The organism is Zunongwangia sp. SCSIO 43204, from assembly GCF_019904275.1.
Lineage (GTDB): Bacteria > Bacteroidota > Bacteroidia > Flavobacteriales > Flavobacteriaceae > Zunongwangia > Zunongwangia mangrovi.
In genome coordinates this window covers 3,232,125-3,252,805 of record NZ_CP063204.1, presented here as the reverse complement: position 1 = coordinate 3,252,805, position 20,681 = coordinate 3,232,125, and the positions used below count along the sequence as shown (strand labels likewise).

Sequence of the window (20,681 nt, the reverse complement as noted above, 5' to 3'; positions counted from 1 at the left end):
TTTATATTAATATTTGTTGAAATACACTGTTTTTCTATTCACAAACTCCTGAATTCCGTGTGAAGAAAGTTCTCTACCATAGCCAGAAATCTTAGTTCCACCAAAAGGTAGTCTTGGATCACTTTTCACCAGTTCGTTTATAAAAACGGCGCCATCTTCAAACTCTGGTACTATTTCTTCAGCGAAATCAAAATCTTCTGTAAAGATAGAAACTCCCAAACCAAAATCTGAATAATTCACTAAATCTATAGCTTCTTGATTCTCTTTAAATGTGGTCACCGAAATTACTGGACCAAAAGTTTCTTCAGTAAAAACAGCCATTTCTTTGGTCACATTGGTTAAAATGGTTGGTTCAAAATATGCTTTGTCGCGTTTGCCACCCAGGATCACTTTCGCTCCTTGTTGAACAGATTCATTTACTTGTTTTTCTAGATCTTCTGCAAGATCTTCACGTGCTAAAGTTCCTATATAAGTATCTTCGTCCATAGGATCGCCACTTTTTAATTCGCGTGCCTGATTCAAGAATTCTTCCATAAATTCTTCTACAATACTTTCGTGAAGTAACAAGCGTTTCCCTGCGATACAACTTTGGCCCGTATTTTGGAATCTGGCCTGGACACAGGTTTTTACGGTCTCAGCAATATTGGCATCTTTAAAAACCACTAAAGCATTGCTGCCCCCAAGTTCTAAAACCGACTTCTTAATTTCGCTTCCAGCGGTGGCTGCAACCGCACTTCCGGCAGGTTTACTTCCTGTAAGCGTAACAGCTTTTACACGTTTATCTTTTAAAATGTCATCTATTTTGCTACTTGAGATCACTAAATTTTGAAAACAAGCTTCAGGAAAACCGGCATTTTCAAATACCTTCTGAATGTTTTGTGCAGAACGCATAACATTACTGGCGTGTTTTAAGATCCCTATATTCCCAGCCATAAGCGCAGGAGCGGCAAATCTAAACACTTGCCAAAATGGATAATTCCAAGGCATTATGGCTAAAACCACTCCTAATGGCTCGTAGCTTACATAACTTTTCTGGGCATCGGTTTCGATCATTTCATTTTGAAGGTGATCTTCGGCATTTTCAGCATAATATTCGCAAACCCAGGCGCATTTTTCAATTTCAGCTAAAGACTGTGAAATAGGTTTCCCCATTTCTTTGGTCATATCTTCAGCATAAGATCTTTGATTTTTACGAAGTTCTTTTGCAGCATTCTTTAAAAGCTTACTTTTTTCTGAAAAACTTACTTTTCGCCAGCTTTTAAAACGCTCGTCTGCTTTTTCTATAGCTTTATTTACTTCCTCTTTGGTATATTCTTTAAATTCTTCGATTATTTCCCCATTATATGGGTTTTTTGAAGTCATCATAACATCATTTTTTGTTCAATCTTAAAGGTAACAAGAGCTATTGGCAAGTTGAAACGATTAAGAGGAATTTAACGCACGATCTTATTTATATCCAACCAAAAAAGCATCGATAATCATCGAATTTCAACATTCAGCTTTTTAAGTTTTTTAATTGTTTCAGAAATAATATAGCAGGAATTTGTCCAATATTAGCTATTGTAGCTTACCATTTTTGTTAATTGTTTATAACCAGTTTACAAGTAATTTTCAGGTTAAGGTAATGAATACTATTTATTAGTATTTTAGAGCAAACGCCTTTATTATGAATCCACGTGATCACCAATTACTTCAATTAAGGCCAGAAATCCCATCAGCTAAGATTTCAGAGAACATGAGTTCAGACGAGAAATTCCAAAACGGAACTCTTAGGCCTATTGTTAAACTTCAAAACGACTTATTAGTAGAAGCATTTAGAAACTACATTACGAAACACAAAAATGCGTTTTATGAACTTGGTATTGAAAAACGCCTGGTTTATATCGAAAATGCCATTCAGCGTGATATAAAATTCAGAAATAGCTTGAAAGGAATGGTTATAGGGCAATTTACTGTTGAAGAATATCGCACGTATATCGAAAATTCTTCAGCATTAAACAAACGAATGATGAATTTGGTTAAACGAAGATTACAGGATAATATTCAGCTTTTAGAACGCGATATGGCGTACTAAAAGTCCGATGATTATCGTGATGGAAAAGCTCATAAGTGTCCCAATAAGCACATATTCTGTTTGCTTGCGGGCACTTGCTTCATTTTTGTCTGCAAATCTTAAAATAGATTTCGCCGCGATTAGAAATCCAATGGCCGAAAAATTATCGGTGAGGATAAATGTAAGCACTAAGATACGCTCAAATATTCCAATATAACGGCCTGCAGCTTTTAGGCTTAACGGTTCTTTGGTGTTTTTTAAGATCTCTTCGTGCCATTTTTCTGTGGCCTTGCCAATAATAAATCCCACGGGAAAAATCACAAGCAAATACGCTATCAAAATAGCGAGAAATACGTTAGAATCCAGTAAATCGATAAATCCCGGACCAATTTTATCGAAACTTGAACTTAAATATAACCAGGCTAAAAAGATCACTAAAAGATGAAAAAACTGGTCGAGCAAAAAATACTTCAGATTATCTTTCTTTTGATTTAGCTTCCATAAATCGATAAAAAAATGAGTGACACTTATAAAAACGGGAACAAGAATTTGATCCCAGTCTCTTAAAAGTAAATAAGAGAAAAACCCGGCTAAAAAAGCATGAATGTAAAGGAAAACAGATTTAGATCTTTTCTTTTGTTTCTCCTTTACCCATTTTGAAGTTTGAAAAACAAAATCGGTAAGAATATGTGCTAAGAAAAGTTGTAGAAAAATCATTGATTTCCTTTAAATGTTGCTGAAATTTTTTCTTCGAAACGTTTTAATAATACTGAAATTGGATCCCAACCGGCCGCTTTTTTACGCTGATTTATGGCACTCTGACTTATGCCCACAATTTGGGCAATTTCTTTTTCCTTTAACCCCTGAAGCAAATAGAAAATCACTTCAGCAGAAGCGGTACTCCAACGATCTGCAATAAAATCGAAAAGCGCTAAACTGGTATCAAACTCGGCATTTATATCAATATTTGATGTTTTCAGCATTAATTTTCTAGAGCCAGACTTCATTTCATCTAAAGTTCTTCCTGAAAACTGAAAAGCTTCACCATTACTTTCAGAAATTTCATCACGTTTAAGATCAAAACTACCAATTCCTATCGCAAGTTTCAAATCGGCTTTAATAATCGAGGAATTTGCTTCAGATTCTAATTTATTTAGCGCCGTTTTCAATAAAAATGAGCATAAAAGTGCTTTTTCAGGACTTTTGATGATGCCCTGAAAACTATCTCCTCTATAAATACTGAAATTGCTTGCTTTTTCAGCTAAACTTTTTTCAAAATAAATGAACTGCTCTTGTAAGGTCTCGATTACCTTTTCCAGGAAATCAGATTCGTATTTAGAAGAATCAATTAAATCGGCTGTTAGAACTGCAATCATATTTCAAATATAAAAAATATAAGCCAAATACCTAATATTTATATAAAATAAGTTTAAAGACTTATAAATTACTAAAATAAGACATGAGACTTATGAGACTGTAAATACAAGCTTAATTGCTTACTAAACTTTTACTAATAATTATAAGAGAGAAAAACAGAAGTTTATTTTTAAGCAAACAACTAAAAAATTGAAAATGAAAACGAATAAAAAAGAACTATTTTACAAGTGTTTAGACGCTATTAACGACAAGATCGATCAATATCAAAATCGTATGGACGAGCTTAGAGAGTCTATGGAAAATAACGATATTAAAACCGATTACGATGAAGATAACAAAGGCGAAATGCTAAGTGATTTTGAAAAAAATGCAGGGCATTTAAGTGAAGCCCAAGAGCAAAAAGAAGAATTAAGTAAAATAGATCCAGATCATAAAAACGAAAGGATTGGCTTTGGTAGCGTGGTAGAAACCAAAGACAAATACTATTTTATCGCCGTTGCACTAGGTGAGATTAGTATGGAAGATGGCAGTAAAATATTCGCTATTTCTACAAAAGCACCTATTTACAAGGAATTAGAAGGAAAAAAAGCAGGCGATACTTTTAGCATTAATGATAATGAACAGGAAATTACAGGAATCGAATAGATCTATTCTGGATATTCGATTCTTAGATGGTAAATATTCTTAAGTTTTCGCTTAAGAATTTTCTTTATCATCTGGATTTCTTTAAACGTAATATTCGCATTTAAAAACTGACCTTCTTCCATCTGTTTATTAATGATCTTCTCTACGAAACCATCAATAAGCGTGGAAGTTGGTTCTTTTAAACTCTTACTTGCTGCTTCTACGCTATCACACATCATTAGAATTGCCGTTTCCTTACTAAAAGGAATTGGCCCCGGATATCTAAAATTATCTGGATCTACTTCACTATCGGCTTCCTTAGCTTTCATAAAGAAATAATACACCGTGCTGGTTCCATGATGCGTTCTAATAAAGTCGATCACCCTATCTGGAAGATTATTTTTTCTAGCAATTTCTATTCCTCTAATTACGTGATCGATGATAATTTGCGCACTTTCTTGTGGAGCAAGGTCATCATGTGAATTTACCGAAGATACTTGATTTTCGGTAAAATAAGTTGGGTTTTCCATTTTCCCTATATCATGGTAAAGCGCTCCTACCCTAACTAACATCGCATTGGCATTAATTTCGTTGGCGGCAGCTTCAGCAAGATTGGCAACATTTAAAGAATGGTGAAAAGTTCCCGGTGCTTTTTCTGAAAGTTCTTTTAGCAATGTACTATTAGTGTCTGATAGTTCCAGTAAAGACATATCTGAAACCATTCCGAAGATCTTCTCATAAATATAGATCAATGGCTGCACAAATAAAGTTGCCAGACCACCGAGTAAGAACGTAAGAAAAACTTCAGATTTAATATCATCTATAGTCCCTTCCTGGATAATAGTGAAAGCAAAATAACTAATAATATACACCAGGGTTATTTGCCCTACTGAAATAAAAAGATTCGCTCTTTTATACAATTCTGAAATCGTTAAAATAGTAACGATTCCTGCAATGATCTGAAGGAACATATATTCGTAACTATTAGGTACGATAAAACCTAAAAGTAGAACAGTGATAACATGGGTAAACATTCCCAGGCGCGCATCAAAGAAAGCTTTTAAACTAAGCGGAAGAATACACAATGGCACTACATACACATAATTCACATCAAAATTAACCACCAAAGTGGTAAGCATCACCATAAAAATAATGTTGAAAAATATGAAAGTGATCTTCACATTATTCTCAAAAATTGCAGGTCTGTATTTCTGGATAAACAATAATAACATTAAGAGTGCCATGGCAACCAATGCGCTATACCCTACAAGTATCCAGTTATAATTAGATTTACTCCAAACCTGTGATTCGTATTCAGCTTTAAGAGAACGCAAAATATCATATTTGTTACCCTCTACAACTTCGCCTTTAGCGATCACCCGGCTACCCTGTTCTATATTGCCTCTTGTGTACGAAATATTATCAAGTTTGTTTTGCAAAACACGCTCTGTGAACTCGTTATCATAGAACATATTAGGTGAAATACTATTAAAGAAAACCTCTAAAAGATCATTGCTAAACCTGTCTAAATTAGCGTCATAGATCTTTTGGTTAATGTAATCTCTTATCTCTCCTTGTTTGAAAACATTTTTATACGGAATCTCAAAAGCTTCGTTTCCTTTTCGCAAATAAATAAGATCGCCGGGCTCCATTTGCTCATTTTCCTGAGCAAGGCCATAGCGATAAATTTCATCTAATCTAGAAGTGACAAAATTGGTGATAAGACTACGATAATTACCAAGCACACTATCGGTAAAAACTTCATTGATCTCCTGAAGCGCCCTATTCTTCACCCTATCTGCAATGTCCTGATCGTATTCGTAATAAGGAATGTTATTGGCGGCTATTTCTTCTCGCTCCAGTCTTAATTCTTCATCAGATTTTAAAATCGCAAAATCGAATGGAGCATACAGGCTTTCGTGTTGCCATGGCTTTCCCTTCGGAATTTCATATTTGAATTTTCCTCCCTTGGGAAGCAAATAAACAATAAGAACTGCCGTTAGTATGAATAAGAAAACTTTGTAAAAAAGCGCCTGATTTTTGTATAGCTTGTTTACGAAATCCACCATATAAGTCGAAGTATTCGCCAAATGTACTAAAAAATAGTGGTCATTAAATACGTCTTGCCAAGTTCCTTTTAAAATCACTAAATTCGCAAAACAGTAATAGCTAAATTGCATTATTATGAATAACGAAGTAGTAATTGTTAGTGCTGCCAGAACTCCGATTGGTAGTTTTTTAGGTAGTTTATCAAATATACCAGCCACAAAATTAGGTGCTATTGCCATTGAAGGTGCGCTGAAAAAGATCAATCTAAAACCAGAATTAGTTGAAGAAGTATTAATGGGAAATGTTGTGCAGGCCGGTAACGGACAGGCTCCTGCTAGACAGGCTGCCATTGGTGCCGGAATACCAGATACTGTACCCTGTACAACCATCAATAAAGTATGCGCGAGCGGAATGAAATCTGTAATGCAGGCCGCACAATCTATAATGTTAGGAGATGCTAATATTATTGTAGCCGGTGGTATGGAAAACATGAGTATGATCCCACATTATCTTCATCTTAGAAAAGGGCAAAAATTTGGTCCTGCAGCTATGGAAGATGGAATGCAAAAAGATGGCCTGGTAGATGCTTATGATAAAAATGCTATGGGTGTTTGTGCCGATCTTTGTGCTACAGAATATGAATTTTCTCGAGAAGATCAGGACGATTTTGCTATAAAATCTTATGAACGCTCTGCTGCAGCCTGGGAAGCCGGTAAATTTGACGATGAAATTGTTCCGGTTGAAGTTCCACAAAGAAAAGGTGATCCTATTATCTTTAAAGAAGATGAGGAGTACAAAAATGTACGAATGGATAAGATTAGAGCTTTACGCCCTGCTTTTTCTAAAGATGGTACGGTGACTGCTGCGAACGCTTCAACAATTAATGATGGTGCTGGAGCAGTAGTTTTGATGAGTAAGGCAAAAGCAGAAGAATTAGACCTGGAAATTCTTTGTACCATAAAAGGTTTTGCAGATGCTGCTCAGGAACCTAAATGGTTTACCACCGCGCCGGCAAAAGCTTTACCTAAGGCACTTGCAAAAGCAGGTATTTCTCAGGATGAAATTGACTTTTTTGAATTTAACGAAGCATTTTCTGTTGTAGGATTGGCTAATATGAAGATCTTAGGTTTATCTGACAAAAACACAAACGTAAATGGAGGTGCTGTTTCACTTGGGCATCCACTTGGTTGTAGCGGAGTTAGAATTTTAATCACTTTAATTAATGTTCTTAAGCAAAATGATGCTAAATTGGGCGCTGCAGCGATTTGTAACGGCGGCGGCGGCGCTTCTGCTATGATAATCGAAAGAAATTAATCCTAAAATTAGAAATTTAAGTCTTAATGCAATACGGTATTTGCCCTTTAAGCATTGTGCCTCTTCGTTTTGCTCCATCCAATGAAAGCGAAATGATGTCACAGCTTCTTTATGGAGAACATTTTAAAATACTTGAAGAACGTGCAAAATGGAGTAAAATTCGTGTTGCTTTTGATGGTTTTGAAGCCTGGGTTCAGAATAAACAGATTCAAAAAATAGATGAGAACATCTATATAAATCTGGATACTCAGCAACCTGAACTTTCTGCAGATCTTATAGAATTTATTGTAGGAGAAAACGACGAGTTAATGCCAGTCTCTATTGGTGTTACTTTAAATGTTAATACCTATCTAAAGAATAGATACGATGGTACAGTTGTAAAAAGTATTTTACCTAAGGAAAATATCGTAAAAACTGCACTTTTCTATCAAAACAGTCCGCATTTATGGGGTGGTAAATCGCCACTTGGGATAGACTGTAGTGGTTTTACACAAATGGTTTATAAACTAAATGGATATAAATTAAAGCGTAACGCAGCAGAACAAGCAAAACAGGGAGAAGCTTTAAGTTTTATAGAAGAAAGTGAAGCCGGTGATCTTGCGTTTTTTGATGATAACGAAGGCGTTATTAATCACGTTGGTATCATGATGCAGGATAACTACATTATTCATGTGGATGAAAAGGTACGAATAGATCGTATTGATCACTCTGGTATATTCAATGCAGAATTACGTCGTCATACTCACAAACTTAGGGTTATAAAAAAGATCATTTAACATATCGATTTTTATCGAATTTGGATATAAAAAAAGCCACTCAATTTGAGTGGCTTTTTTATTTATATATGCTTAATGATTACTCAAGAAGAGCTTTCATTTCAGCCGCTTTTTCGTTTTCACCAATCTGAGTGTAGATATTCATCGCTGTTCTAACAGCATCTGTATTCTCTGGATTTTTCTCTACGATCGCTTCAAGATAAGGAATTGCTTCTCTATAGATATCTTTACGCTCTTCAGCTAATTCGTCATAACGTTTGTTATCCTCTTTACTCATTCCAAGACCGTTCATTTCATCAATGATTTCACGTTCTTTACTAAGAATAACAGCTGCAATATTCATTCTAGCATTATCCATAGATGGATCAATTTCTAAAGCTTTCTTATAGTATTCAACCGCTTTGTCCTGATCACCTAGCTCTGCTGTACTAACACCTAAGTTATAGTAAAGATTTGCATCATTAGGGTTTTTCTTAACAAGCTCGTTCATTAGCTCGTTATATTTAGCTTTATCATCCATTTGATAATACATATTCGCTTCAGCCTGTAAAAGACCTACATCATCTGGATTGTTAGCTTTAGCATCGTCCATTGCTGAAATTGCCTTTTCATTATTTCCTTCCTGGATATAAATTAAAGCGATATTTTTAGCAATTTCACCTCTCTTAGATGGCTGTTTTGTGTCTTTAGGATCAGAATATTGATCTGATTTTGCCATCATATCTCTTTGCTCTTTAGAACCAAAAGATTCGGTTTCGCCAGTTTCGGTGTTTACTGCAGTATATTCTACAGAAGAACCGTCGAAATCTAAGTCTCTTAATTGCTCGTAATATTTAAGAGCAGAGTCATAATCCTGAGCATTTAATGAATTTGCTGCAGCATAATAAAGATAAATAGTATCCTGCTTATTCATTTCGTAACTAGCAACTAGCTTATCTGCTGCACCGGTATAATTCTCAGTATTTTGATCGTCGATCGCGCTTTGTACAAGCTGATTTCTTAAATTAGTTAATCCTTGCTGGGCTTCTTCACTACCCATTTCGATAGCTTTTCCATAAGCTTCGCCAGCAACTTTAAAATCTTCAACTGATGTAGAATTACCATCTGCCAGGTAAGCCTGAGCTTTGTATAAATAGAATCTTTCTGTCCATTTGTCATTCGCTTCAGAAAGTTTTTCTTCAGCTGCTGCTAATTCTGTCTTAGCCTGGTCGAAATTACCGTCTTCGATAAGATCTTCAGCATTTTTAATTTCATCCTTTTGCGCTATTGCTGAAAGACCTATGAAAGACAATAGCGACAATGTCAAAATATTCTTTTTCATTGTATTGGTTTATTAATTTAGTTTATTCTTCTGAATCATTTTGAGCAATATCTGTGCCATCTGCTTCACCTGTTGGTTTGTCTATATCTTCAGCATCTTCCATATTCTCTAAATCATCTTCGTCATGAAGCACTTTTGCGACAGCAGCGATAGAATCTTTACCCTTTAAATTAATTAATCGAACTCCCTGGGTTGCTCTACCCATCACACGAAGATCATTTACTTCAAGTCGAATAGCGATACCAGATTTATTAATGATCATTAGATCATCATCATCGGTAACGTTCTTAATCGCTACTAAACTACCAGTCTTATCTGTAACTGAAATGGTTTTTACTCCTTTACCACCACGATTGGTAATACGATAATCTTCTAAGCTTGAACGTTTTCCGTAGCCATTTTCAGAAACAACAAGAATGTTCGACTCCATATCGTTTACAGAAACCATACCTACAACTTCATCATTATCGTCTGCTAAAGTAATACCTCTAACCCCTGAAGCATTTCTACCCATTGGCCTGGTCTTACTTTCTTCAAAACGAATTGCCTTACCACTTTTAACTGCTAACATCACCTGGCTATCACCAGTTGTAAGTTTAGCTTCTAGTAATTCGTCATCTTCTTTGATCGTGATCGCATTGATTCCATTAGTTCTAGGACGAGAATATTGTTCTAGTGAAGTTTTTTTCACTTGACCTTTTTTAGTGGCCATGATCACAAAGTGATTGTTGACATATTCCTCATCTTTGAGGTCTTGGGTACAAATAAATGCTTTAACTCGATCGTCTGGCTCGATATTAATAAGGTTTTGAATAGCTCTACCTTTTGAAGCCTTACTACCTTCTGGAATCTCGTAAACGCGCATCCAGAAACACTTTCCTTTTTGAGTGAAGAAAAGCATATATTGGTGATTAGTACCAGAGAATAAATATTCTAAGAAATCTTCGTTTCTGGTATTCGATCCTTTTTGACCAACTCCACCTCTATTTTGTCTTTTATATTCGTTTAAGGACGTTCTTTTAATATAACCAGCGTGAGAGATCGTAATAATTACTCGTTCATCTGGAATCATATCTTCGATACTAAGATCTCCACCGGCATACTCGATAGTAGATCTTCTACCATCACCGTACTTCTCTTTAACTTCCAGTAGTTCATCCTTTATAACCTGCATTCTGCGCTCTTTACGTGCCAAAATGTCTTTGAGGTCTTTAATGGTTTCTAAGATCTCATCGTACTCAGCTCTTAACTTGTCTTGTTCAAGTCCTGTAAGCTGTCTTAATCGCATTTCTACGATTGCTCGGGCCTGTACTTCAGAAAGTTCGAATCTATCAATTAATTTCTGGCGGGCTTCATCAGCATTATTAGAAGATCTAATAAGAGCAATTACCTCGTCAATATTATCTGAAGCAATAATCAATCCCGCTAATATATGTGCTCTATCTTCTGCCTTTTTTAATTCGTATTCAGTTCTACGAACTACAACTTCATGTCTATGCTCAACAAAATGATAAATAATATCTTTAAGGTTAAGCATTTCTGGTCTTCCATTTACAAGTGCAATATTATTTACACTAAAAGAAGATTGTAAAGCAGTGTGCTTAAATAGCGTATTTAAAACGATATTAGGAATAGCATCTCGTTTTAATTGATAAACGATACGCATCCCATGGCGGTCTGATTCATCTCTAATAAGACTAATTCCTTCGATTTTCTTATCATTAATAAGATCAGCCGTTTTCTTGATCATATCAGCCTTATTTACCTGATATGGAATTTCAGTAACAATTATACATTCTCTACCATTTACTTCTTCAAGAGAACTTTTGGCTCTCATTACGATACGGCCTCGACCTGTTTTAAATGCTTCACGAACACCATCATAACCATATATAATTCCTCCTGTTGGGAAATCTGGTGCTTTTATATGTTGCATTAACTCGTCGATCTCGATATCGTGATTATCGATATAAGCTACCGTACCATCAATAACTTCAGTTAAGTTATGAGGGGCCATATTCGTCGCCATACCAACAGCAATACCACTAGCTCCATTCACTAATAAGTTAGGGATTCTGGTAGGTAAAACAATTGGCTCATTTAACGAGTCATCAAAGTTTAATTGCGTATCTACAGTTTCTTTATCGATATCAGCAAGCATATCCTCACTGATCTTTCTCATTCTTGCCTCTGTATAACGCATTGCTGCAGGGCTATCACCATCTACAGATCCAAAGTTACCTTGGCCATCTACAAGCATATAACGCATACTCCACTCCTGCGCCATTCTAACCATGGTGTCGTATACAGATGAGTCACCGTGTGGGTGATACTTACCTAATACTTCTCCTACAATTCTTGCTGACTTTTTATATGCTCTATTAGAAAGTACGCCTAATTCGTACATTCCAAATAATACTCTACGGTGTACCGGCTTAAGACCATCACGAACATCCGGCAACGCACGTGACACAATGACCGACATTGAATAATCAATGTAGGCCGATTTCATCTCTTCTTCAATGTTGATAGGAATAAGCTTTTCTCCTTCAGCCATATTACAATATTGTTTAGTTCACAAATCTAACCTGCTAATTTACATATTTTCTCTATGTCTCATGGTACTTAAGCAATAGTTTTCAAGGTTTTTATTAACAAAATTTTATTGCGACAAAGGTGATAAGTTAACACTCCCACATTTTGATTTTTGAAAGTTATTTTGTCAATTAGCTATATATTCGGGCTTAGGTATAGTTTTTGTCCTAATTCAGAATAAAAAATTAACAAAGAGAGAAAGGAAAAAACATGGATGATAATTTTTCACCAAGAGTAAAAGATGTAATCGCATACAGTAAAGAAGAGGCCTTAAGACTTGGTCATGACTTTATAGGTACAGAGCATCTAATGCTTGGATTATTGAGAGACGGTGACGGGAAAGCCATAGACATCCTAAACGCTCTGGATATCGATTTAAGCCATTTACGTAGAAAAGTAGAGATTTTAAGTCCTGCTAATCCAAATATGACGGCAGTTTCTAACGAGAAAAAGAACCTGCATCTAACAAGACAGGCCGAACGTGCCCTTAAAACCACATTTTTGGAGGCTAAATTATTTCAGAGTCCAAATATAAATACGGCGCACCTGTTATTGTGTATCTTAAGAAATGAAAACGACCCTACCACAAAATTGCTTAATAAGCTTAAGATCGATTATGATGGGGTAAAAGATCAATTTAAATTTATGATCGCAAACGACGACACAGATTATACACAAGGTCCTGCAGCAGAATCGTTTTCTGATGAAGATAGCACAGATGATGCTACAAAGGACAATCCATTTAGCGGAACAGGAGCTGCTGGTGGCGGAGGCGCTTCTAAAGCAAATAAGAAATCAAAAACTCCGGTTTTAGATAATTTTGGACGTGATCTTACGGCCATGGCTGAAGCTGATAAACTAGATCCTGTGGTTGGTAGAGAAAAAGAAATTGAGCGTGTGTCTCAAATTCTTAGTCGACGTAAAAAGAATAATCCTCTTTTAATAGGTGAACCGGGCGTAGGTAAATCTGCCATTGCAGAAGGTCTTGCTTTAAGGATCGTAAAACGAAAGGTTTCAAGAATCCTTTTTGATAAGCGCGTGGTTACCTTAGATCTTGCCAGTCTTGTAGCAGGTACTAAGTATCGAGGGCAGTTCGAAGAGCGAATGAAAGCGGTGATGAACGAGCTTGAAAAGAACGACGACATTATTCTTTTTATAGATGAGATTCATACCATCGTAGGCGCTGGAGGAGCTACCGGAAGTTTAGATGCTAGTAATATGTTTAAACCGGCATTGGCAAGAGGTGAAATTCAATGTATAGGTGCTACAACCTTAGATGAATATCGCCAGTATATTGAGAAAGATGGTGCTTTAGAGCGTCGTTTCCAGAAAGTGATCGTAGAGCCAACTTCTGTAGATGAAACTATCGAAATTCTTAATAATATTAAAGATAAATACGAAGATCATCATAACGTTGAATATACTCAGGAAGCTATTGAAGCTTGTGTGAAGTTAACCAATCGTTATATGACCGACAGATTCCTTCCAGACAAAGCTATCGATGCTTTAGATGAAGCCGGATCTCGCGTCCATATCACAAATATCGATGTTCCTAAACAGATTCTTGATCTAGAACGTAAACTCGAAGAAGTACGTGAAAAGAAAAATTCAGTAGTTAAAAAACAGAAATACGAAGAAGCTGCAAAATTAAGAGATGATGAGAAAAATCTTGAAAAAGAATTAGCCATTGCTCAGGAACGTTGGGAAGAGGAATCTAAGAAGCATAAAGAGATCGTTAACGAAGACAGTGTTGCCGATGTTGTTTCTATGATGACCGGAGTTCCAGTAAATCGAATCGCTCAAACCGAATCGAACAAACTGGTTAAACTTCCTAAGAAAATTAAAGGAAAGGTAATTGGCCAGGACGATGCTGTTGCCAAAGTTGTAAAAGCTATACAGCGTAATCGTGCAGGTCTAAAAGATCCAAATAAACCAATTGGTTCTTTTATATTTTTAGGTCAAACTGGAGTTGGTAAAACTCAGTTAGCAAAGGTTTTAGCTCGTGAACTTTTTGATAACGAGGATACGCTTATTAGAATCGATATGAGTGAATATATGGAAAAATTCGCTGTATCCAGGTTGATTGGTGCACCTCCTGGATATGTTGGTTACGAAGAAGGTGGACAGCTTACCGAAAAGGTAAGAAGAAAACCTTACGCCGTGATTCTTTTAGACGAGGTTGAAAAAGCCCATCCAGATGTTTTCAATATGTTATTACAGGTGCTGGATGATGGTTATTTAACTGATAGTTTAGGACGTAAGATCGATTTTAGAAATACGATCATCATCATGACATCAAATATCGGAGCAAGAAAACTTAAAGATTTTGGCCAGGGAATTGGTTTTGGTACACAATCGCAAAGATCTCAAGCTGATGAAAATGCACGCGGAGTAATTCAAAATGCGCTTAAAAAGGCTTTTGCTCCAGAATTCTTAAATAGAATTGATGATGTTATTGTCTTTAACGCTTTAGAAAGAGAAGATATTCACAAGATCATCGATATTGAACTTTCGAAGTTATATGGAAGAATTGGCGGACTTGGTTACGAATTAAAACTGAGTGATAAAGCTAAAGATTTTATTGCTGAGAAAGGTTTCGACAAGCAATATGGTGCTCGTCCGCTAAATAGAGCTATTCAAAAATATATTGAAGATGCATTAGCTGAAGAAATTATAAATTCTAAAATTTCTGAAGGTGATAAGATTGAAATGGACTATAAAGACGGCGAAGATGAATTGGCGATAAAAGTCAAAAAAGGTAAAAATACCGAAGAAGAATCAGAGTCAAAAAAATAGATTACATTCTATAAATTGTTTTGAAAAGCCTCACAAAATTGTGGGGCTTTTCTTATTTTCGCCTACCCCTATATTTCAACTTAGTTACCCCAAAAATGAATCTTATAAAATATAAAGATTTTCAGCTAAAGTTTACCCCTACTTTTATGCAGCTGGAAATTTTCCATGAAGGTCACTACGGCGTCGAGGATTATAAAGAATGTCTCAGGCTAAAATTAGACGTTTACGGCGATAAAAAAATAGGCATCGTGGTAAGAAGAATTAATGCAGAAGATCGATATTCCTTTGATCCCATGTTACTGCTTTCAGGAAATAAATCCATCGAAAAACATGCAAACTGGGTTGTCTTGGTTTCAGATAAATTTAATGACAAATTAAATCTTAAATTCGTTCAGATTTTCACCAGTTTATACTGCTTAAGTTTTGCAGATTATAATGATGCATTAGCTTTTATTAATTCAGGTAGTCTTCCTGTATTATAAAATTTTCCAGGAACTGTTTCGACCTTTCAATTAGAGGTGCCATCATCACATCTTCTTTAACAACCGGAACTTCTTTTCTAAAATTCGATAAAACCGCTTCTATTTTTTCTGAAGATTTTGCCGGCTCTCTAAAATGTAATGCCTGCGAAGCATTGAAGATTTCGATCGCTAAAACAGAATCTACATTTTCCATCACTCTAATTAATTTCGTGGCTGAATTTGCTCCCATGCTCACATGATCTTCCTGTCCATTGGAAGAAACTATAGAATCTACAGAGGCTGGCATACATAATTGTTTGTTCTGACTAACAATACTTGCAGCAGTGTATTGTGGGATCATAAATCCACTATTCAAACCTGGATTTTCGACCAAAAAGTTTGGCAAACCGCGTAAGCCCGAAACTAATTGATATGTTCTTCTTTCAGAAATATTCGCCAACTCGGCCATTGCAATAGCGAGATAATCCATCGCTAAAGCTAACGGCTGACCGTGAAAATTTCCTCCCGAAATAATCTTATCTGCCTTTACAAAAATGTTAGGATTATCGGTAACCGAATTAATTTCAGTTTTTACGGTTTTATGTACAAAAGCTAAAGTGTCTTTTGTTGCACCATGTACTTGTGGTACACATCTAAAGGAGTAAGGATCCTGAACATTTTCCTTTTCCTGTTGCGCTAGTTCACTTCCGTTTAAAAAATCTCTAATTCGTTCTGCCGTTTTTATTTGTCCGCGGTGTGGTCTTACCAAATGCACCAATTCATCAAACGGGGACAAATTACAATCGAAAGCATCTATAGAAATTGCGCTTATAAAATCTGCAGAATATGATAACTTATAAGCTTTTATGAGTCCGTGTACGGCATGAGCACTCATAAACTGTGTACCGTTAAGTAGTGCTAAACCCTCTTTAGAATGTAGCTTCACCGGTTTCCAGCCAAATTTCTTTAAAATCGAATCTCCGCTAACTGTTTCATTTTGATAATAAACTTCGCCCTCCCCTATTAATGGCAAGGCCAGATGAGCTAATGGTGCGAGATCTCCGGAAGCACCTAAAGATCCCTGCTCATAAATTACAGGTAAAATATCTTCATTAAAGAAATCGATCAAACGTTCTACCGTCTCTAAAGCCACACCTGAGTTTCCATAACTTAAAGACTGAATTTTTAAAAGTAGCATCAATCGAATGATCGGCTTACTTACTTTGTCACCAGTTCCGCAGGCATGAGACTTTACCAGATTTTCCTGTAAAACGGTCAGTTTTTCTGAAGTGATCTTTACATTACATAAAGCACCAAAACCAGTATTTATACCATAAACAGGCACATTACTTTCTTTAATTTTTTGATCTAGATATGCTCGCGATTTTGTGATATTTAAACGTGCCTCTTCACTTAAAGCAAGTTTCATTTTTTGGTCTATAATATCCCTAATGATATTAAGATCTAAAATAGCTGATGTTATATAATGTATATTTTCCATGAAACTTTTCGAAATTGGTTAGTTAAGGAATAGGGCAAAAATCCAATTTCGATGAATACTATCCAAATTATAAGAGTTTTTTTATTAATAATTCAAAATAGATATCCAAATTTCAATTTTTAGTAACATTAACTCAATATTTCATTTATTCATCTTGTCCTCGATAATATAAATTCTAGTCAGCGAACAATGCCTGAAATGCAGCTCCCATATTTTCTACTATATCGCCAGAAATTAATGCCTGATAAGACCTGTTTTCAGCAACAATATCTCCTGACAAACCATGTAGGTAAACCCCTAGAATCGCCGCAGCTAAAGGTTCATATTGTTGCGATATTAAACCAGCAATAATGCCCGATAAAACATCACCACTACCGGCGGTTGCCATTCCCGGGTTGCCAGAATTATTAATATAAACATGTCCATCGCCAAAAATAAAAGTATGCGAACCCTTTAAAACCAGCACCAAATCATGAGATTGTGTAAATTCCTGAACTTTTTCGATTTTCTGGAAATCATCTTTCCAATCACCAATTAAACGCTGTAATTCTTTAGGATGCGGAGTTAATACCGATTTCTTCGGAAGAAATTCAAGTAATTCTTGGTTTTCAGAAATCATATTCAACCCATCTGCATCGATTAGCATGGGTTTCTCGGTTTTCTGAAGTAATTCTTTAAAAGCTTCAACAGTTTTTGGATCTTTCCCTGCTCCCATTCCGAAGCAAATTACTGAAGGATCCATCCTGTGGTCGATATTCGTTAATTTCTCCTCATTTTTATCGGTGATCACCATAGCTTCAGGAAGCGCAGTTTGCAAGATGTTATAACCGCATTTTGGGATAAAAGTGCTTACCAGACCTGCTCCTGTTCTTAAAGCAGCTTTAGTAGATAATAAAACGCTACCAATTTTACCATAACTACCACCAATTACCAGGGCATGCCCGTAATTCCCCTTATGCGAATTCGATTTTCTAGGTTTATAAAGAGTTCTGGCTTCATGTTTAATTATAAGTTCGTAATTCGTTTTTTCTGAAGATAAAAAATCACGATCTAAACCAATATCCAAAACCTGCAGATCCCCAACATAATCCATTGTTTGTGGTAAAAAGAAAACCAGTTTAGGGGTTTGAAAACTTAAAGTGAAATTAGCTGAAATTAAACGATCTTTTTCAGCCGGTACGCGATCTGAAAATAATCCGGAAGGCATATCAATAGCCAAAATAAATGCCTTCGATTGGTTGATATAAGTTACCAATTCACCAATCCAACCTTCTAATGGACGATTTAAACCTATTCCAAAAATCGCATCGATCACAAAATCATTAGGATCAATTTCTGGAAAATCGTCTTCATCTTTTATATATTCTGGCCAATCATTTGTGGTTTCTTTTAATCGATCGTAATTAATCAGGAAATCTTGTGATCGATTGTCACTATAATTTACAACAAAAACCTTAACACGATAACCTTTTTCTATAAGCTGCCTGGCGATTACTAGTCCGTCACCACCATTATTTCCTATTCCGCAAAAAATCTTTATGGCAATATCTGCCCTTTGTAATCGTTTATCTATCTCGTTAGTCACAAGACTTGCGGCTCGTTCCATAAGTTGGGTCGAAGTAATGCCTTGATTTTTGATCGTTAGTTCATCTGCTTTCTTTAATTGTGCTGCAGAAAAAATCTTCATAAATCATCGATTTTAGTGGTTATTTCAAATATACGGCATCATTTAAGGCTGGGCGAAGGTTTGACATTTCCTTCACAATTTTGGGTAAACTATGGTCAATTCAGGCTTAATTCTATAAATTTGCGCAAACTAAATAATCGAGATGAAAGAAGTAGCATTAGCTAATAAACATAAAGAATTAGGAGCCAAAATGGTTCCGTTTGCTGGTTACAATATGCCGGTTTCTTACGAAGGTGTAAATGCAGAGCATCACAATGTTCGTGAAAAACTAGGTGTTTTTGATGTTTCCCATATGGGAGAATTTCTAGTAACTGGAGAAAATGCTTTAGAGCTTATTCAATTAATTTCGTCTAACGACGCTGCAAAACTTGTAGATGGGCAGGCACAATATACCTGTATTCCTAACAAGGATGGCGGGATCGTTGATGATATGATTATTTATAGGATCAATGCTGAAAAATATCTTTTAGTTGTAAATGCTTCTAACATCGAAAAAGATTGGAACTGGATTAGCAAACACAATACGATGGACGCTCATTTAACCGATCTAAGCGAGGAAATGTCGCTTCTAGCGATACAGGGACCAAAAGCTGCAGAAGCTATGCAGTCGCTTACCGATGTAGATCTTAGCAATATGAAATTTTACACTTTCGAGATCGGGACTTTTGCTGGTATGGAAAAGGTAATTATTTCAGCAACTGGTTACACTGGTAGTGGAGGATTCGAGATCTATTTTAAAAACGAATGTGCTGAAGAGATTTGGAATAAGGTCATGGAAGCTGGAGCAGATTTCGGCATTAAGCCAATAGGTCTTGCGGCTCGGGATACGTTAAGATTAGAAATGGGATTTTGTCTCTACGGAAATGATATCGACGATACAACTTCTCCTATTGAAGCTAAATTGGGTTGGATCACAAAATTCAACAAAGATTTTATCAATGCTGAAGCTTTAAAAAAGGAAAAGGAAGAAGGTCCAAGACGTAAACTTGTGGCGTTCGAACTTGATGAAAGAGGTATACCAAGGCAAGGATATAATATTGTGAACGACGAAGGAGAAATAATAGGAAATGTTACATCGGGTACCATGTCACCTTCATTAGAAAAAGGAATTGGTTTAGGTTATGTGAAGACAGAATATGCCGGCTTTGGAAAGAAGATCAATATTCAAATTCGTAAAAAAACCGTTCCTGCTACTCAGGTGAAATTGCCCTTTTATAAAGGATAAATTATTTGGAACGTATACTAGTATTAGGAGCTAGCGGCTTTATTGGCAATGCCATTTATAAAGAGCTATGCTCCTATTTTGATACTCACGGAACCTTTTGCACAGATAATAACGCATTAGAAAAAAACCATCAGTTTCATCAATACGACATGGAAACCGATAGTTTAGACCTTTTGCTGTACAATTTAAAACCAACCATCATCATTTCTGCCGTTCGCGGTAGTTTTGAAGCGCAACTGGCACTACACTATTCAGCAATTAGTTATATTCTTACACATCCCTGCAAACTTATCTTTTTAAGTTCGGCTAATGTTTTTGATGCTTTTACAAATTATCCCAGTTACGAGTACGATAAAACGCTGTCGCAAAGTATTTATGGCCGATTTAAAATTAAGATCGAAAATGCCCTTTTACGATTACCCAACGAAAAATACAATATTGTAAGATTGCCAATGGTTTTTGGCCAGGGATCGCCAAGAGTAAACGAAATTAAAACTCTTATCGATTTGGGGGAAGCTATCGAAGTTTTTCCCAACGTTGTAATTAATGTCACTGAAATTAGTAAGATCACTCAGCAAATCCATTATATCGTAAATAGGAAGTTGCAGGGCGTTTTTCATTTAGGAAGCTCAGATCTAGTTCACCAAAAAGATTTTGTAGAAGATGTGTGTGAAATTTTGGGTTATGATAATCCATTATTTAAAAACGTTTACGATAGTAACAACGATCGTTATTTAGCAGTTCTTCCAAAGGATAATCTATTACCTGCAAATCTGCAGATTAGTGTACAGGAGGTTGTAGAAGCAACCATCAAAAAAATTGGTTAATCTTATATTAAAGGATTAATTCTGAATTAATTTCCAGATAACTATTCCTAAATTGAAGTATTAAAAAAAATGTCA

The 20,681-nt window shown here is 35.8% G+C and carries 16 protein-coding genes; 8 read left to right on the top strand and 8 right to left on the bottom strand.

What is annotated here, in order from left to right; translation table 11 throughout:
• Positions 1-6: 6 nt before the first annotated feature.
• The gene (locus INR75_RS14440; protein ID WP_223089324.1) at positions 7-1,365 is read right to left on the bottom strand and encodes an NAD-dependent succinate-semialdehyde dehydrogenase; all 1,359 of its coding nucleotides are present in this window, start codon (positions 1,363-1,365) and stop codon (positions 7-9) included.
• A gap of 301 nt (positions 1,366-1,666) precedes the next feature.
• On the opposite strand from INR75_RS14440, the gene INR75_RS14435 reads away from it, so the two are divergent.
• A complete protein-coding gene (locus tag INR75_RS14435) occupies positions 1,667-2,074 on the top strand; it encodes a glyoxalase (protein WP_092540789.1) in 408 nt (135 codons plus the stop codon).
• Here INR75_RS14435 and INR75_RS14430 read toward each other — a convergent pair.
• Both INR75_RS14430 and INR75_RS14425 read right to left on the bottom strand, forming a co-directional pair.
• A complete protein-coding gene (locus INR75_RS14430; RefSeq protein ID WP_223089323.1) occupies positions 2,051-2,770 on the bottom strand; it encodes a DUF3307 domain-containing protein in 720 nt (239 codons plus the stop codon). The genes INR75_RS14435 and INR75_RS14430 overlap by 24 nt on opposite strands.
• Positions 2,767-3,429, bottom strand: a complete 663-nt coding sequence (locus INR75_RS14425; RefSeq protein ID WP_223089322.1) for a SatD family protein — start codon at positions 3,427-3,429, stop codon at positions 2,767-2,769. The genes INR75_RS14430 and INR75_RS14425 overlap by 4 nt, the downstream gene beginning before the upstream one ends.
• Before the next feature lie 196 nt (positions 3,430-3,625).
• Between INR75_RS14425 and INR75_RS14420 the strand changes: the two genes are divergently transcribed.
• On the top strand, positions 3,626-4,075 hold the full coding sequence (locus INR75_RS14420) for a transcription elongation factor (protein WP_092540783.1): 450 nt from the start codon (positions 3,626-3,628) through the stop codon (positions 4,073-4,075).
• Between the two features lie 2 nt (positions 4,076-4,077).
• Here INR75_RS14420 and INR75_RS14415 read toward each other — a convergent pair whose 3' ends face one another.
• Positions 4,078-6,123, bottom strand: a complete 2,046-nt coding sequence (locus tag INR75_RS14415; protein WP_223091946.1) for an HD family phosphohydrolase — start codon at positions 6,121-6,123, stop codon at positions 4,078-4,080.
• A gap of 115 nt (positions 6,124-6,238) precedes the next feature.
• Between INR75_RS14415 and INR75_RS14410 the strand changes: the two genes are divergently transcribed.
• Positions 6,239-7,417, top strand: coding sequence for an acetyl-CoA C-acyltransferase (locus INR75_RS14410; RefSeq protein ID WP_223089321.1), 1,179 nt, complete (start codon positions 6,239-6,241; stop codon positions 7,415-7,417).
• Between the two features lie 26 nt (positions 7,418-7,443).
• A complete protein-coding gene (locus INR75_RS14405) occupies positions 7,444-8,193 on the top strand; it encodes a C40 family peptidase (protein WP_223089320.1) in 750 nt (249 codons plus the stop codon).
• Positions 8,194-8,272: 79 nt separating this feature from the next.
• On the opposite strand, the gene INR75_RS14400 is transcribed toward INR75_RS14405, so the two are convergent.
• Positions 8,273-9,514: a tetratricopeptide repeat protein gene (locus INR75_RS14400; RefSeq protein WP_223089319.1), complete on the bottom strand. Its 1,242-nt coding sequence runs from the start codon at positions 9,512-9,514 to the stop codon at positions 8,273-8,275.
• Between the two features lie 22 nt (positions 9,515-9,536).
• Complete coding sequence (gyrA, locus tag INR75_RS14395; RefSeq protein WP_223089318.1) at positions 9,537-12,071, bottom strand: DNA gyrase subunit A; 2,535 nt, start codon at positions 12,069-12,071, stop codon at positions 9,537-9,539.
• Between the two features lie 248 nt (positions 12,072-12,319).
• On the opposite strand from gyrA, the gene INR75_RS14390 reads away from it, so the two are divergent.
• Entirely contained in the window at positions 12,320-14,905 is a 2,586-nt protein-coding gene (locus tag INR75_RS14390; protein ID WP_223089317.1) for an ATP-dependent Clp protease ATP-binding subunit, read from the top strand.
• Between the two features lie 95 nt (positions 14,906-15,000).
• Positions 15,001-15,387, top strand: coding sequence for a hypothetical protein (locus tag INR75_RS14385; protein ID WP_223089316.1), 387 nt, complete (start codon positions 15,001-15,003; stop codon positions 15,385-15,387).
• Here INR75_RS14385 and hutH read toward each other — a convergent pair.
• The gene (gene hutH, locus INR75_RS14380; protein WP_223089315.1) at positions 15,359-16,867 is read right to left on the bottom strand and encodes a histidine ammonia-lyase; all 1,509 of its coding nucleotides are present in this window, start codon (positions 16,865-16,867) and stop codon (positions 15,359-15,361) included. The genes INR75_RS14385 and hutH overlap by 29 nt on opposite strands.
• Before the next feature lie 175 nt (positions 16,868-17,042).
• The gene (locus tag INR75_RS14375) at positions 17,043-18,554 is read right to left on the bottom strand and encodes an NAD(P)H-hydrate dehydratase (protein ID WP_223089314.1); all 1,512 of its coding nucleotides are present in this window, start codon (positions 18,552-18,554) and stop codon (positions 17,043-17,045) included.
• Between the two features lie 142 nt (positions 18,555-18,696).
• Between INR75_RS14375 and gcvT the strand changes: the two genes are divergently transcribed.
• The gene (gcvT, locus tag INR75_RS14370; protein ID WP_223089313.1) at positions 18,697-19,779 is read left to right on the top strand and encodes a glycine cleavage system aminomethyltransferase GcvT; all 1,083 of its coding nucleotides are present in this window, start codon (positions 18,697-18,699) and stop codon (positions 19,777-19,779) included.
• Between the two features lie 5 nt (positions 19,780-19,784).
• Entirely contained in the window at positions 19,785-20,606 is an 822-nt protein-coding gene (locus INR75_RS14365) for a sugar nucleotide-binding protein (protein ID WP_223089312.1), read from the top strand.
• Positions 20,607-20,681 lie beyond the last annotated feature (75 nt).

Coding starts and splice junctions, on each gene's coding strand:
- INR75_RS14440 (WP_223089324.1), bottom strand. CDS start 1,365: ATGATGACTTCAAAAAACCCATATAATGGGGAAATAATCGAAGAATTT.
- INR75_RS14435 (WP_092540789.1), top strand. CDS start 1,667: ATGAATCCACGTGATCACCAATTACTTCAATTAAGGCCAGAAATCCCA.
- INR75_RS14430 (WP_223089323.1), bottom strand. CDS start 2,770: ATGATTTTTCTACAACTTTTCTTAGCACATATTCTTACCGATTTTGTT.
- INR75_RS14425 (WP_223089322.1), bottom strand. CDS start 3,429: ATGATTGCAGTTCTAACAGCCGATTTAATTGATTCTTCTAAATACGAA.
- INR75_RS14420 (WP_092540783.1), top strand. CDS start 3,626: ATGAAAACGAATAAAAAAGAACTATTTTACAAGTGTTTAGACGCTATT.
- INR75_RS14415 (WP_223091946.1), bottom strand. CDS start 6,123: ATGGTGGATTTCGTAAACAAGCTATACAAAAATCAGGCGCTTTTTTAC.
- INR75_RS14410 (WP_223089321.1), top strand. CDS start 6,239: ATGAATAACGAAGTAGTAATTGTTAGTGCTGCCAGAACTCCGATTGGT.
- INR75_RS14405 (WP_223089320.1), top strand. CDS start 7,444: ATGCAATACGGTATTTGCCCTTTAAGCATTGTGCCTCTTCGTTTTGCT.
- INR75_RS14400 (WP_223089319.1), bottom strand. CDS start 9,514: ATGAAAAAGAATATTTTGACATTGTCGCTATTGTCTTTCATAGGTCTT.
- gyrA (WP_223089318.1), bottom strand. CDS start 12,071: ATGGCTGAAGGAGAAAAGCTTATTCCTATCAACATTGAAGAAGAGATG.
- INR75_RS14390 (WP_223089317.1), top strand. CDS start 12,320: ATGGATGATAATTTTTCACCAAGAGTAAAAGATGTAATCGCATACAGT.
- INR75_RS14385 (WP_223089316.1), top strand. CDS start 15,001: ATGAATCTTATAAAATATAAAGATTTTCAGCTAAAGTTTACCCCTACT.
- hutH (WP_223089315.1), bottom strand. CDS start 16,867: ATGGAAAATATACATTATATAACATCAGCTATTTTAGATCTTAATATC.
- INR75_RS14375 (WP_223089314.1), bottom strand. CDS start 18,554: ATGAAGATTTTTTCTGCAGCACAATTAAAGAAAGCAGATGAACTAACG.
- gcvT (WP_223089313.1), top strand. CDS start 18,697: ATGAAAGAAGTAGCATTAGCTAATAAACATAAAGAATTAGGAGCCAAA.